At 35.8% G+C, this 13,758-nt stretch carries 14 protein-coding genes; 5 read left to right on the top strand and 9 right to left on the bottom strand.

The window, feature by feature from the left end; genetic code table 11:
- The first annotated feature begins 3 nt into the window (after nt 1-3).
- The 4 genes from ACR30L_RS00110 to ACR30L_RS00125 all read left to right on the top strand — a co-directional run bounded on the left by ACR30L_RS00110 (nt 4) and on the right by ACR30L_RS00125 (nt 4,537).
- The gene (locus ACR30L_RS00110; RefSeq protein ID WP_435236033.1) at nt 4-762 is read left to right on the top strand and encodes an iron ABC transporter ATP-binding protein; all 759 of its coding nucleotides are present in this window, start codon (nt 4-6) and stop codon (nt 760-762) included.
- A gap of 47 nt (nt 763-809) precedes the next feature.
- Entirely contained in the window at nt 810-1,757 is a 948-nt protein-coding gene (locus ACR30L_RS00115) for a LysR family transcriptional regulator (RefSeq protein WP_435236034.1), read from the top strand.
- Nucleotides 1,758-1,863: 106 nt separating this feature from the next.
- Entirely contained in the window at nt 1,864-3,795 is a 1,932-nt protein-coding gene (locus tag ACR30L_RS00120) for a TonB-dependent receptor domain-containing protein (protein WP_435236035.1), read from the top strand.
- Nucleotides 3,796-4,381: 586 nt separating this feature from the next.
- Nucleotides 4,382-4,537 (top strand): DUF4223 family protein, encoded by a 156-nt coding sequence (locus ACR30L_RS00125; protein ID WP_435236036.1) that lies wholly within the window; start codon nt 4,382-4,384, stop codon nt 4,535-4,537.
- Nucleotides 4,538-4,822: 285 nt separating this feature from the next.
- Here ACR30L_RS00125 and ACR30L_RS00130 read toward each other — a convergent pair whose 3' ends face one another.
- The 9 genes from ACR30L_RS00130 to ACR30L_RS00170 form a co-directional block, all read right to left on the bottom strand.
- On the bottom strand, nt 4,823-5,248 hold the full coding sequence (locus ACR30L_RS00130) for a F0F1 ATP synthase subunit epsilon (protein WP_435236037.1): 426 nt from the start codon (nt 5,246-5,248) through the stop codon (nt 4,823-4,825).
- A gap of 15 nt (nt 5,249-5,263) precedes the next feature.
- Complete coding sequence (gene atpD, locus ACR30L_RS00135; RefSeq protein WP_435236038.1) at nt 5,264-6,661, bottom strand: F0F1 ATP synthase subunit beta; 1,398 nt, start codon at nt 6,659-6,661, stop codon at nt 5,264-5,266.
- Between the two features lie 36 nt (nt 6,662-6,697).
- On the bottom strand, nt 6,698-7,564 hold the full coding sequence (atpG, locus tag ACR30L_RS00140) for a F0F1 ATP synthase subunit gamma (protein ID WP_435236039.1): 867 nt from the start codon (nt 7,562-7,564) through the stop codon (nt 6,698-6,700).
- A 48-nt stretch (nt 7,565-7,612) separates the two neighbouring features.
- Nucleotides 7,613-9,154, bottom strand: a complete 1,542-nt coding sequence (atpA, locus tag ACR30L_RS00145) for a F0F1 ATP synthase subunit alpha (protein WP_435236040.1) — start codon at nt 9,152-9,154, stop codon at nt 7,613-7,615.
- Between the two features lie 12 nt (nt 9,155-9,166).
- On the bottom strand, nt 9,167-9,700 hold the full coding sequence (gene atpH, locus ACR30L_RS00150; protein WP_435236041.1) for a F0F1 ATP synthase subunit delta: 534 nt from the start codon (nt 9,698-9,700) through the stop codon (nt 9,167-9,169).
- Between the two features lie 11 nt (nt 9,701-9,711).
- On the bottom strand, nt 9,712-10,182 hold the full coding sequence (gene atpF / locus ACR30L_RS00155) for a F0F1 ATP synthase subunit B (protein WP_435236042.1): 471 nt from the start codon (nt 10,180-10,182) through the stop codon (nt 9,712-9,714).
- A 52-nt stretch (nt 10,183-10,234) separates the two neighbouring features.
- On the bottom strand, nt 10,235-10,462 hold the full coding sequence (gene atpE, locus ACR30L_RS00160; RefSeq protein ID WP_435236043.1) for a F0F1 ATP synthase subunit C: 228 nt from the start codon (nt 10,460-10,462) through the stop codon (nt 10,235-10,237).
- Between the two features lie 76 nt (nt 10,463-10,538).
- Nucleotides 10,539-11,318 (bottom strand): F0F1 ATP synthase subunit A, encoded by a 780-nt coding sequence (atpB, locus tag ACR30L_RS00165; protein ID WP_435236044.1) that lies wholly within the window; start codon nt 11,316-11,318, stop codon nt 10,539-10,541.
- 11 nt (nt 11,319-11,329) lie between these two features.
- The gene (locus ACR30L_RS00170) at nt 11,330-11,707 is read right to left on the bottom strand and encodes an ATP synthase subunit I (RefSeq protein ID WP_435236045.1); all 378 of its coding nucleotides are present in this window, start codon (nt 11,705-11,707) and stop codon (nt 11,330-11,332) included.
- Nucleotides 11,708-12,109: 402 nt separating this feature from the next.
- Here ACR30L_RS00170 and ACR30L_RS00175 point away from each other — a divergent pair, with 402 nt between their 5' ends.
- Nucleotides 12,110-13,744, top strand: coding sequence for an ATPase RavA domain-containing protein (locus tag ACR30L_RS00175; RefSeq protein ID WP_435236046.1), 1,635 nt, complete (start codon nt 12,110-12,112; stop codon nt 13,742-13,744).
- The last annotated feature ends 14 nt before the right edge of the window (nt 13,745-13,758 follow it).

Raw genomic sequence — 13,758 nt, forward strand, 5'->3', positions numbered from 1 at the left:
TTAATGATTAGAATTAACCAATTAAGTAAAAAATATAATGATAAATATGTTGTTAAAAATGCCAGTACACTTTTCCCTCTTGGGAAAGTAACCAGTATTATTGGCCCCAATGGTGCAGGGAAAAGCACTCTTTTATCCATGGCTAGTCGTTTGACTGATAGCGATAACGGAAGTGTCTTTATTGCTGGAAAAAATTTATCCGAATGGGATAGTCAAGCACTCGCTAAAAAACTATCGGTACTCAGTCAGTCTAATAACATTAACATGCGTTTTACCGTCAAAGAGCTGGTGGCTTTTGGCCGATTTCCTCATTCTCAAGGGCGATTAAATGATGATGATCAGGATATTATTGAAAGGGCAATGAGCCATCTTGGTATTCAGACAATTCAAGATAAATATATCGATCAATTATCAGGTGGACAGCGGCAAATGGCCTTTATTGCAATGGTTGTCGCACAGAATACTGACTACATTTTTTTGGATGAACCACTCAACAATCTCGATATTAAGCACTCCGTCGATATTATGTCGACGCTTCGCTCATTAGCAGAAAAGCAAAACAAAGCGATTGTCATCGTTATTCACGATATTAATTTTGCTTCTGCATACTCGGATCATATCGTCGCAATGAAGAAGGGGGAAGTTATTATTAATGGTGATGTTGAAAAGGTTATTGATGAAGACGTACTCGAAAATATCTATGAATTACCGTTTACCGTCCAACAAATTAATGGTAATCGAGTCGCACTTTATTATCGGTAATATACCAATATTTAAGAAATTGGTGTTTTTTGAAAACGGAAAATTCAATGAACCTTAAACAAATAGACCTAAATTTACTGTCTATATTGAAGCAATTATTAACAGAAAAACATGTAACTAACACTGCACTTACACTGGATATAAGTCAGCCAACGGTGAGTAGGTCGCTTAATAAACTTCGAAAATTGTTTAATGATTCTCTTTTAGTTAGAAGCCACACCAGTTATGAATTAACGCCAAAAGCTATTTTTATCAAACAAGAACTTAATCAACTTTTTGCTCATTTGGATAAATTGCTCGAAGGTGAAAGTTTTAATCCTAGCATTAGTCATAAAACAGTAAAATTATTTGGCTTATTACCACATATGGAATTGATTTCAGGAGAACTAATTCAACGAATCTGCCAACAGGCACCTAATATGATTGTCGACATTGATACCATTTCTAAACCACATTTCACAGCACTCATTGCCGGCGATGTGCACTTTGTAATCTCGGCATTACCGCCGCCTTCATCGGAACAAGAACTCTATAGGATGTCACTATATAAACAGGATTTTTGCCTATTAATGCGAAAAAAACACCCACTTACTAATCAAGAAATCACACCTAAAAACCTAAAAGCATGTAAATTTGGCCAAATATCACTACAAGGAGATAAACGTCTTACGATTGAAGCAAAATTTGAAAAAATAGGTTACAAAGATAAAATATTATCGCCCGTTAGACTTAATAACTTTGCTTCTGTTGCATCAATAACAGAGGCAACCGATATTGTATTTCATTTACCGACAAGCTACGGGAAAATGTTATGCAACAATAAAAATATTATTACCCGAGATTTACCAACCGAATTAACCAATGATAAATTCGATAATATTTCATTGTATTGGCATAAACGCCACCATAATGATCCAATGTGCTTATGGATACGTTCATTAGTTAAAGACATTGTATCTAATAGCAAAAATAACAATATATTATTACAAATGTAAATAACAGTAATTCGCATTTGTAATGGAACTTATGTTGAGTAAATAATTATAAAACTATTTAATGATAATGATTATCACAAGCATTAAGAATTAAATGGGTATAAAAATGACAAACTCACATCGTTTTATTCGCAAGCCGCTCGTTATTGCAATGGGTACTTTATTTTCAACATTACCATTACAAACATTCGCAGAACAAACAATTGAACCAGAAAAAGTGCAAGTATGGGGGACACAAATTAATAGTACATCATCATTATTCGATGAAGATATCGAATTAAAACAATCGGATCATCTTAGTGATTTACTACGTGATGAACCAGGAATCGATATCGGTGGCTCTCATTCAATGGTTCAAGGCATTAATATACGTGGTGTTGATGAACTTGATTTAAATATTAGTATTGATGGTGCTACTCAAAATAATAATATGTTTCATCATTCAGGAAATTTACTAATAAATGCCGATATTTTAAAAGAAGTTGATGTCAATATTGGTACGAATTCAGTATTAACTGGCGGACTCTCTGGTGGCGTTGCCTTTGAAACAAAAGATGCACAGGATCTTCTTTATGGAGATGAAAAATTTGGCGCCAGAATATACGGCAGTTATGGAAGCAATAATTATTACAACACCTCTACAACGCTATATTCACAGTTAAGTAAATCCATTGATACTTTGATGTATTTTACTTATACCGACAAACAAAACCCCGATGATGGAGATGGGAATGAGCTAACAGGTAATGAAGGTAAAGTTAAAAATGGATTAATCAAGTTAGGTTGGGATATCAATAACGCTAACCGTCTTGAATTATCTTACGATAAATATAATGATGCGGGTGATTACTACATTAAAACGAACTTTGGCAGTGGTTTCAATGAAAGCAGTGAAACTCAAGATATAGAATATGAACGTACCACCATCACCTTAAATTATGAACTTGATTTGGACGATACGATTGATTTAACAGCCACTATTTATGAAAACGAAATAGATTATAATCCCGGTACAACTGAAGGAAATTCAACTCATACGGGTTATAAAGTATTAGCAGAATCAAATCTCGCCCTAGCCAATATCGAAAATGCAATACGTTATGGTTTTGAAGGTTACGAGCAGGTGTCAAAAAGAATAGAAAGCGGCACAACAACGGAAAAAGAAAGTGCAAATTCCTTTGCTATTTATCTAGAATATGAAGTTGCATTAACCAACAACCTGTTTATTACGCCAGGCATTCGTTATAACCATTATAACGTTGATATGAACTCATCCGTCGATAACCTCGATAAAACCTTCACAAATACTTCATTTGCTTTAGCGGCTAAATATTTAATGACCAACCAATGGACGCTTAATGCAAGCGCTACGGAGTTATTTGAAGGGCCTTCATTACGTGAAACATACACGGCTTATAGCACAACATTCGACGATGATTTAAAAGCTGTCACAGGGTTAAATACAGAAGTAGGAATAGCATTTGCAGATAACAACATCATAGGACTTGACCACTTTAGCGTTGCAGTTAATGTATTTGAAACCAATATCGATGATTACATTGACGCATGGTCCGTCGGTAAAAGTGGTGATTACAGTAATGTCGGAGATTATGAAATTAAAGGTTTTGAGTCTAGTTTATCATTAACGAAAGCAGCAGTGGGAGCTCGACTAACTTACTCTCATTCAGATTCTGATAATAAAGACACTGGTGATGCATTACGCTACGAAGTAGGTGACAGTTTATCGCTTAACTTGGATTATCAATTCGATTCATTAGACTTATTATTAAGTTTAACAAGTCAAATAACCTTCGATTTAGATGCTGAGACCGAAGATGATGCTGATAAAGAAGGGTATAATGTCCATGGTATTACTGCTCGTTGGATCCCACAAAATATAGATAACCTGACAGTAACAGCAGGTATCGAGAATATGTTTAATGAGCAATATTACTCCCACGCTTCATTTAATACCGATAGCATTAATGACTACGAACCGGGTCGCAATATTAAAATTTCCCTCGCTTATATATTCTAATAAATAGAAACATACCAAAACAACCTATAGAGCATATAGGTTGTTTATATAGCATCACTAAAACTCTAACATCTATACCCGTTACCAATTAAGATGCGTCTATCAGTCACTAGCTCGGATACCAAGGCAAGGCGTAACATGATGACAATGGCGAGTCCTTATCGAATGTTATAACGCAGTATTGGTGTTCGAGCTAGTAACCCGCAGGGCAAGACGAGAGGCAAACATCTTCGTTGTTATAAAGTCTCGATTTAACCCGTTAGATCTTCACCTTTATGCCTAGAATCTGCTCACCTCTCGTCTTGCTGATTTCTGCATCTTGAATGGTAACGGGTATATATAAAATATAAATAAAGCATACTACGGTACCACATTAAAAAATCATTAAATAAAACATCAATAAATACAGTTTCATATCATGTTTATTTTATAACCAATTATTGATTAATACTAAAGCAATGAAAATTAAGATAAAGAATAGTCTCTGTAATTATAATTTTTTTATAGTCATATAAAATATATTCGTATATATTATGCGCTGACAATAATTTGATTGTTAATATGTTATAAAAATTTAGGATAAAACATGAAATCTATTAAACTTACTATCGCTGCTGTTGCTGTTGTTCTTCTTGCTGGTTGTACTGGTACAACTTACAACCAAGACAAATCTTGTTCAATGGACTACTTACTAGTTCCTGCACTTTCTGTACCAGCTATCATTGGCGCATGTGATAAATAATCTCAGTAAGTCTAGAATATAAAAGCGTGTTCAATTTGAACACGCTTTTTTTTATCCAAAATTAAAATAACAACTCGATAAAAAGTGGATCCGAACTAGTTTTAATTTTATAAATCTGCTAATTGATAAACTATTTAGCCGTAGGAATAGTCCATTAAAGCAAGGAATTGATTGTTGTTATTAGTTGCCTAATTACAAAATAAATAGACAATAATCGGATTTGGTATTATCTACAGATAACAAAAAAGCGACCCTTAGGTCGCTTTTTTTCAGAAAGTGAAAGGATCATTTTCTTCTAGTTAACTCAATAACACGTAATTTTGCAATTGCTTGTGCTAATTTTGCAGCAACGCGAGCATAGTCCATATCCTGACTCGGATTTGAAATTTGCTCTTCAGCCGCACGTTTAGCTTCTTCAGCTTTAGCTTGATCTAGGTCTTCACCACGAATAGCTGTATCAGCCAAAACAGTAACACCGCTTGGTTGAACCTCAAGAAACCCACCAGAAACATAAATGACTTCTTCATCTCCATGCTGTTTAACCATTTTAACCATACCTGGTTTAATTGGTGTTAACAGTGGAGTGTGACCTGGCATAATACCCAAATCACCTTCTTGACCTGATACTAACAAATAAGATACGCGTCCTGAAAAAAGTGATTCTTCAGCACTAACGACATCTAAATGCGTGGTCATTTTATTATTAGCCATAATGAACTCCCGTTGTTACAGGCCTTTAGCCTTTTCTACCGCTTCTTCAATAGCGCCAACGTAAAGGAATGCTTGCTCAGGGATATCATCATAGTCGCCGTTTAATAAACCACTAAAGCCAGCTAATGTGTCTTTTAGTGATACATAAACACCTTTCATACCAGTGAATACTTCCGCAACTTGGAAAGGTTGAGTTAAGAAACGCTCAATCTTACGCGCACGTGCTACAACAAGCTTATCTTCTTCAGAAAGCTCATCCATACCCAAGATAGCAATAATATCTTTAAGCTCTTTATAGCGTTGTAGAATACCTTTAACGCCTTCAGCTACATCATAATGCTCTTGACCAACAATAAGCGGATCAAGTTGACGAGAAGTAGAATCAAGTGGATCTACCGCAGGGTATAAACCTAGCGATGCGATATTACGAGATAGAACGATAGTCGCGTCTAAGTGAGCAAATGTTGTTGCTGGTGATGGATCCGTTAAATCATCGGCTGGTACGTATACCGCTTGGATAGATGTAATAGAACCCGTTTTAGTTGACGTAATACGTTCCTGTAACACACCCATTTCTTCAGCAAGAGTTGGTTGGTAACCAACGGCAGAAGGCATACGACCTAGCAATGCAGATACTTCTGTTCCGGCTAGAGTATAACGGTAGATATTATCGATAAACAATAGTACATCTTTACCTTCATCACGGAAACGTTCAGCCATCGTCAAACCAGTTAACGCAACACGTAAACGGTTTCCTGGTGGCTCGTTCATTTGACCGTAAACCATCGCTACTTTTGATTCTTCAGGTTTTTCGATGTTTACAACACCCGCTTCCTGCATTTCAAAGTAGAAATCATTACCTTCACGAGTACGCTCACCAACACCGGCAAAAACAGACAAACCTGAATGTTTAACCGCAATGTTATTGATAAGTTCCATCATGTTTACTGTTTTACCAACACCTGCACCACCGAATAGACCGATTTTACCGCCTTTCGCAAATGGACAGATTAAGTCGATAACTTTAATACCAACTTCCAGTGTATCAACAGATGAAGCTTGATCTTCATAAGAAGGCGCTTCACGGTGAATTTCGTAATTTTCTGTAGTGTCAATGGCACCACATTCATCAATAGGCTCACCTAGTACATTAACGATACGACCTAATGTACCAGCACCTACAGGTACTGTAATTGCTTTACCAGTATCTGTTACTTCAAGGCCACGACTCAAACCTTCAGTAGCACCCATAGCGATACAACGTACAACGCCGCCGCCAATTTGCTGTTCTACTTCCATAGTCAGGTTAGTTGAAGTAACGATCAATGCATTGTATACCTTTGGCACGATGTTTTGTGGGAATTCAACATCCACAACGGCACCGATAATCTGAACGATTTTACCTGTACTCATCTTTGATCCTCTAAAATCTTAATTTCATTTATTTGCTTATACCGCAGCAGCACCACCACAAATCTCAGAAAGTTCCTGAGTAATTGCAGCTTGACGCGCTTTATTGGCAACAAGTTGTAAATCATCGATCAAGTCACTAGCGTTATCAGTTGCCGCTTTCATCGCAACCATTCGAGAAACCTGTTCACAGGCTAAATTCTCAACAACACCTTGATACACTTGAGATTCTACATAACGTACTAACAGTGCATCCAAAATTGCTTTTGGTTCACCTTCGTAAATGTAATCCCAATGTCTCTTTGACATTTCACTATCACCTTCAGATTTTGGTAAAGGTAATAATTGACTGATTTTGGGTTCTTGGACCATCGTATTAACGAATTTATTATTCACTATATACAGGCGATCAATTTTTCCTTGATCGTAAGCATCTAACATAATTTTAACCGAACCGATTAAATCGTTAACGGTAGGTTGGTCACCTAAGCCAGAAGCTTGTGCAACAATGCTAGCGCCTAATCCATTGAAGAAACCAAGTGCTTTAGAACCAATTAAGGCTAAATCAACTTCGACACCCGCTTTAGAATGCTGGTGCATTTCTTCAATAACCGGTTTAAACAAATTAACGTTTAAACCACCACATAAACCACGATCACTTGAAATGATGATATAACCAACACGCTTCACTTCTCTTTCTAGTGTATAAGAGTGGTGATATTCCAAGTTACCAAGTGCAATATGACCAATCACGTTACGCATAGTGTCTGCATAGCCAAGATTACTTGCCATACGCTCTTGCGCACGACGCATCTTAGACGCAGCAACCATTTCCATAGCGCCCGTGATTTTTTGAGTATTTTTTACACTCGCGATCTTATTTCTAATTTCTTTATCGCCGGCCATCTCTTACTCCTAATTAATGCTTAATTAACGACCGAAGTCGCTAATTAATTACCAGGTTTGCGTCGCTTTGAAAGAATCCAAGATACTCTTGAATTGCCCCTCAATTTCATCGCTGTAATCACCAGATTCATTAATTTGAGCAAAAAACTCTGCATGCTCATTTTTAGCATAAGAAATTAAAGATGCTTCAAAGTCTAAAACTTTTTCTACATCGACATCATTAAGATAACCTTTCTCGGCTGCAAATAGTGATAACGCCTGCTCAACAACTGACATAGGAGCATATTGTCTTTGCTTCATTAATTCAGTTACTTTTTTACCATGATCTAGTTGCTTACGAGTCGCTTCATCAAGATCAGAAGCAAACTGTGCAAATGCTGCTAACTCACGGTATTGAGCCAATGCAGTACGAATACCGCCTGATAGTTTTTTAATTACTTTACATTGTGCACTACCACCAACACGCGATACAGATATACCTGGATCAACCGCTGGACGAACACCATTATTGAATAGTTCAGTTGTTAAGAAAATCTGACCATCAGTAATAGAAATTACGTTAGTAGGTACGAATGCAGATACATCACCTGCTTGTGTTTCAATGATAGGTAACGCAGTTAAAGAACCAGTTTGACCTGTCACAGCACCTTTAGTAAATTTCTCTACATAGTGGGCACTTACACGAGATGCACGTTCAAGAAGACGTGAATGAAGATAGAATACATCACCAGGATATGCTTCACGACCTGGTGGACGTTTAAGCAATAATGAAATTTGACGATATGCTACCGCTTGTTTAGATAAATCATCATAAACAATCAGTGCATCTTCACCGCGATCACGGAAGTATTCACCCATCGAACAACCTGCATAAGGTGCAAGGTATTGCAATGCAGCAGCTTCAGAAGCAGATGCAACAACAACGATGGTGTTTTCTAATGCGCCATGTTCTTCAAGTTTACGTACTACGTTTGCAATCGTTGATGCTTTTTGACCAATTGCAACATAAACAGAATATAGGCCTGTTGATTTTTGATTAATAATTGCATCGATTGCAATAGCAGTTTTACCTACTTGTCGGTCACCAATGATAAGTTCACGTTGACCACGACCAATTGGAATCATTGAGTCAATCGCTTTCCAACCCGTTTGTACAGGTTGATCAACTGATTTACGATCGATAACACCTGGTGCAATTACTTCGATAGGAGAGTAACCGTCATTTTCAACAGGTCCTTTACCATCAATAGGTTCACCTAGAACATTTACTACGCGACCTAATAGACCTTTACCAACTGGTACTTCTAAAATACGACCCGTTGATTTAACTTTTTGACCTTCAAGAAGATCTCGGTACGGTCCCATAACAACAGCACCAACAGAATCTCGTTCAAGGTTAAGTGCCATTGCAAAGCTACCATTTGGTAACTCAATCATCTCACCTTGCATACAGTCAGCAAGGCCGTTTATACGAATAATACCATCGCTTACGGAAACGATTGTACCTTCGTTACGCGCTTCACTTACTGCTTCAAATTTTTCAATTCGTTGCTTAATAAGATCGCTAATTTCAGTGGAATTCAGTTGCATGCCAATTTCCCATTAAGATTGTAAAGCATTAGATAAACGATGTAATTGACCTTTAGCTGTGCTATCAATTACTAAATCACCCGCAGTAATAACCATGCCAGTTATTAGGGTTTTATCTACACTACAATTTAGATTTACTTTTCGTGCGAGGCGTTTTGTTAACGATTTACTTAACTCTTTTTCCTGTGCTTTAGAAAGTGCATAAGCAGAAACAACATTAACGTCGACTTCTTTTTTATACTCATCTTCTAAATCACCAAAGAGTTCAGTTACTCGTGGTAACGCACTCAAACGTCCATTTTCAGCCATTATTTTAATGAAGTTTTGACCACTTTCATCAAGTTGGTCTCCACATACATCAATAAATAAACTGGCTAGCTCTTGTGCAGCTTTTTTGCCTTTTAGAAGCTCTGCCATCGTTGCATTATTAGCAACGCTTGCAGTAAACCCTAACATATCAGACCATGCTTCAATGTTATTATGCTCTACAGCAAATTCAAAAGCAGCTCTTGCATAAGGGCGCGCTACGGTAGTCAATTCAGACATAAGCTCGCTCCTTATAGTTCAGCAACCAATTTATCAATAATGTCGCTGTTCGCTTCTTTATCGATAGAACGCTTAATAATTTTTTCGGCACCGGCAATAGCAAGTGTTGATACTTGATGACGTAACTCTTCACGTGCACGATTGCGTTCAGCATTTACTTCAGCTGCACCTTGATCGACAATTTTACGTCGTTCAGATTCACCTTCCATTTTTGCTTCTTCAACAATTTGTGCACGGCGTTTATTCGCCTGCTCAATTATTTCAGCTGCCTGTGCTTTAGCTTCTTTTAATTTATCAGAAGCTTTAGCCTGTGCTAATTCAAGATTTTTTCCTGCACGTTCAGCCTGTGTTAAACCATCTGCTATTGTTTTTTGACGCGCTTCAATAGCGTTCATAAGAGGTGGCCACACATACTTCATGCAAAACCAAACAAAGATTGCAAAAGCAATTGCTTGGCCTAATAGGGTTGCGTTTATATTCACCGCATTATCTCCCGTGTTTGCAAGTTAGAAAAATACTGGAAATGACTATTTATTATCCGGCAACCGCAAACATAAGGTAAAGACCCAAACCAACTGCAATCATAGGGATCGCATCAACTAAACCCATAACGATGAAGAATTGAGTACGAATTAGAGGAATTAATTCAGGTTGACGCGCAGCGCCTTCCAAAAATTTACCACCTAACATACCGATACCAATTGCAGCACCTACAGCTGCTAAGCCCATCATAACTGCCGCTGCAATGTATAATAATTCCATACTGGTTACTCCTAAAAATAATAATAAATATCTTTGCTACTTTAAAATTAATAGCAAATGAAGGGTTAAAAAAAGATTAATGATCTTCTGATGCCTGTGACAAATAAACAATAGTCAACACCATAAATATAAACGCTTGTAATGTGATAATCAAAATATGGAAAATAGCCCAAGGAACCGATAGAACCCATTGTGACCACCAAGGTAATAACCCTGCAATCAGAATAAATATCAATTCACCTGCATACATGTTTCCAAAGAGTCGAAGACCTAAAGAGACTGGTTTTGAAACTAACGTAACACCTTCCAAAATTAAATTGAGTGGTATAAAAGCCCAATGATTAAATGGTTGTAGTGTTAGTTCTTTAGCAAACCCAGAGATGCCTTTAATCTTAATGCTATAAAATAGTATTAAGAAAAACACACCCAATGCCATTGATAATGTAATATTTACATCAGCAGAAGGCACAACCCTAAAGTGACTAATTCCCATAGCTTTTGCTGCTTCCGGTAAAAAATCAACCGGAATCAAATCCATTAAATTCATTAGAAATACCCATCCGAAGATGGTTAATGCTAATGGTGCAATTAATGCATTTTTACCATGGAAAATATCTTTAACAGTCCCATCGACAAATTCAAGTACCATCTCAACAAAGCACAAAAACTTTCCAGGTACACCTGTCGTAGCTTTTGTAAAAGCACGACGAAGCAACCAAAGCATCAGAACACCCAGCGTCACAGAGATAGCGATTGAATCTATATTTATAGACCAAAAACCTTCTCCAGAGCTTAGAAACGTTAGATGGTGAGCAATGTATTCCTGAGAAGTTAAAACTTCATTTGAACCAGTCATATAAATCCTGTCTAGTTACTCTTGTTTACAATAAACGACATAACACTTTGCATTACAAACATAGCTCCATATGCAATTAAAAACATACTAATTTCTATTGGGATATTTTTAAATATGTATATGAATAAACTAATTGTAATAATTATTTTATAGAGTTCGCCTAAATATGCTTTAGACAATGCTAAGGGTGCAGATTTATCACTCGCTCTACTCATAAAAATGCCTGCAAATAATGTAGGCACGCAATATGTCAGTCCCCCAGTAATAACTGAAATGCCAGTTATTTTATCTTTTGTGAAATAAAAGAAAAATGAAAAAAAGCCAATTATTACGATCTGACTAAAAAAAATAACCAATGTATTTTTCAACCATCGTACATCAACTGCCACAATATATTCCTTGATATTACGCAAGATAATCTAAAAGATTTGTAATACAATTACAAACTACTAATAGATTGAAGAACAATACCTCTCTTTTGCATTAATAACAAATAGCATATTAAGTTTAAAATTAAACTTTTTTAAAAGAGAAGGTAAAACTTTAATAAAATTTAATTAAATGTATATTTAATTGATCAATATTGCTTGTAACTTCATTTATAAAGTAAATTAAGTGTGACCAGACACATGTTTATTTAATTTTTAACATTACATATATATAAATTTAACAAAAATTTAAATTTCAATTTATCGATAAAATCAGAATCTTACTGATTACTTTTTGACCAATTTGTACTGTTTAAAAAATAATCGCATATTATATTCGTATTCTAAATCGGAACTCATTCAATGGAAGTACTCAATAAAGACCGAAAATTAATAAAAGATCGTATTCTGGCTTTAATTAAAGCACTTTCAAATGGGATCTATGAACGCGAGTCAACAATTAGATTGTGCCTATTAGCAGCACTTTCAGGTGAAAGTGTATTCCTTCTCGGCCCTCCAGGTATAGCAAAAAGTTATATAGCTAAACGTTTAATTCAAGCCTTTGATCAATCTTCTTTTTTTGATTATCTAATGACTCGATTTTCAACACCAGAGGAAGTATTTGGCCCATTATCAATACAAGATTTAAAAGATAATGGTAGTTATGTTCGTTTAACGGAAGGTTACTTACCAACAGCCGATGTTGTTTTTCTAGATGAGATATGGAAAGCAGGGCCTGCAATATTAAATACGCTATTAACCGTTGTAAATGAACGTACTTTTAAAAATGGGCAGGAAATAACACATATTCCTATGCGCCTATTAATTACCGCTTCCAATGAACTACCAGAAGCTGATAGCGGATTAGAAGCGCTTTATGATCGAATGCTTGTTAGAATCTATATAGACAGAATCCAAGAAAAGAAAAACTTTAAAGCAATGTTAATCGGTGAAGCTAAAACAGCTTCAATTCCACCTGAGTTAGCAATTAAAAACGATGAATTCCAATTATGGCAAGAAGAAATCAATAATGTAAAATTAAGCGATAAATTATTTGATAAAATTTATCTATTAAAATTACAGATTGAACTCGCAGAAAAATCAGATAAGCACAGTAATAAAACAGATATGTATGTCTCTGATAGACGTTGGAAAAAATCAATTCGTTTACTTAAAGCTTGTGCTTATTTTAATGGCCGCGATGAAATAAATCCGCTCGATTTACTTATTTTAAAAGATTGTTTATGGAATGATCATGCTTCACTTCAAGCAATTAATTCAATCATTGAATGTTTTGCAAGTACGATTGCATTCGATCAAAAAGATGCCGAAAACAATCTAATTCAATCTGAAATAGAATTAAACAAAGCTCATTCAACCATGTTGGCGGTATTAAGTACAAATATCTCACTTGATGTTGTCAGAAGAAAAGAAGCTTTTATTATTAATATTGATAATGCCAAACGGTATACAATCAATAACAATCCTAGAATGATTAAATTTGTCTTACTAGAAATGAATCCATCCGTGTCTGATACACAATCAGGCGATAGTGAGTGGGTATACGTTGATGGTGATGATTTTGCTAAAAAAATCCGCAAGGGAAAATGTGAAATATATGGCTATATTAATCGTCATCTAAAAATATGCCCATTAGAGTTTGAAGTCGATGCCAACCAACAGCTCGTCATTAAAGACATTACAAATCGTAATATTCAAATTAGCATGGTACTTCGTAATAATGAATTGCTTGCAGATCAACCAAACTGGCAACAAGATGTCGAATTAGCAAAACAAAACTTAACCGCTGCAAGTCAGTCCCTCACACAATCCCGTATCCAATTTCATTCCGCGTTACCTCATAATTTTTTAGATGACAAACTATCTATTAATATCGATAAAAGTTTTCTAGAAAGCTTAACTAAAGTAGAAGAGTTACAAACGCAAATAGAAATGAGTGCACAACGAATATTCAATATTGTTAAGTACTTTGAATAAATAGGCAGATGAAT

Source organism: Psychromonas saccharinae (assembly GCF_051201515.1).
In the GTDB taxonomy this organism is placed as follows: Bacteria; Pseudomonadota; Gammaproteobacteria; order Enterobacterales; family Psychromonadaceae; genus Psychromonas.

Bases quoted from the DNA above. Each gene is read 5' to 3' on its own strand.
- ACR30L_RS00110 (WP_435236033.1), top strand. From the start codon at position 4: ATGATTAGAATTAACCAATTAAGTAAAAAATATAATGATAAATATGTT.
- ACR30L_RS00115 (WP_435236034.1), top strand. From the start codon at position 810: ATGAACCTTAAACAAATAGACCTAAATTTACTGTCTATATTGAAGCAA.
- atpG (WP_435236039.1), bottom strand. From the start codon at position 7,564: ATGGCCGGCGATAAAGAAATTAGAAATAAGATCGCGAGTGTAAAAAAT.
- atpD (WP_435236038.1), bottom strand. From the start codon at position 6,661: ATGAGTACAGGTAAAATCGTTCAGATTATCGGTGCCGTTGTGGATGTT.
- atpE (WP_435236043.1), bottom strand. From the start codon at position 10,462: ATGGAATTATTATACATTGCAGCGGCAGTTATGATGGGCTTAGCAGCT.
- ACR30L_RS00125 (WP_435236036.1), top strand. From the start codon at position 4,382: ATGAAATCTATTAAACTTACTATCGCTGCTGTTGCTGTTGTTCTTCTT.
- ACR30L_RS00175 (WP_435236046.1), top strand. From the start codon at position 12,110: ATGGAAGTACTCAATAAAGACCGAAAATTAATAAAAGATCGTATTCTG.
- ACR30L_RS00130 (WP_435236037.1), bottom strand. From the start codon at position 5,248: ATGGCTAATAATAAAATGACCACGCATTTAGATGTCGTTAGTGCTGAA.
- atpH (WP_435236041.1), bottom strand. From the start codon at position 9,700: ATGTCTGAATTGACTACCGTAGCGCGCCCTTATGCAAGAGCTGCTTTT.
- atpA (WP_435236040.1), bottom strand. From the start codon at position 9,154: ATGCAACTGAATTCCACTGAAATTAGCGATCTTATTAAGCAACGAATT.
- atpB (WP_435236044.1), bottom strand. From the start codon at position 11,318: ATGACTGGTTCAAATGAAGTTTTAACTTCTCAGGAATACATTGCTCAC.
- ACR30L_RS00120 (WP_435236035.1), top strand. From the start codon at position 1,864: ATGACAAACTCACATCGTTTTATTCGCAAGCCGCTCGTTATTGCAATG.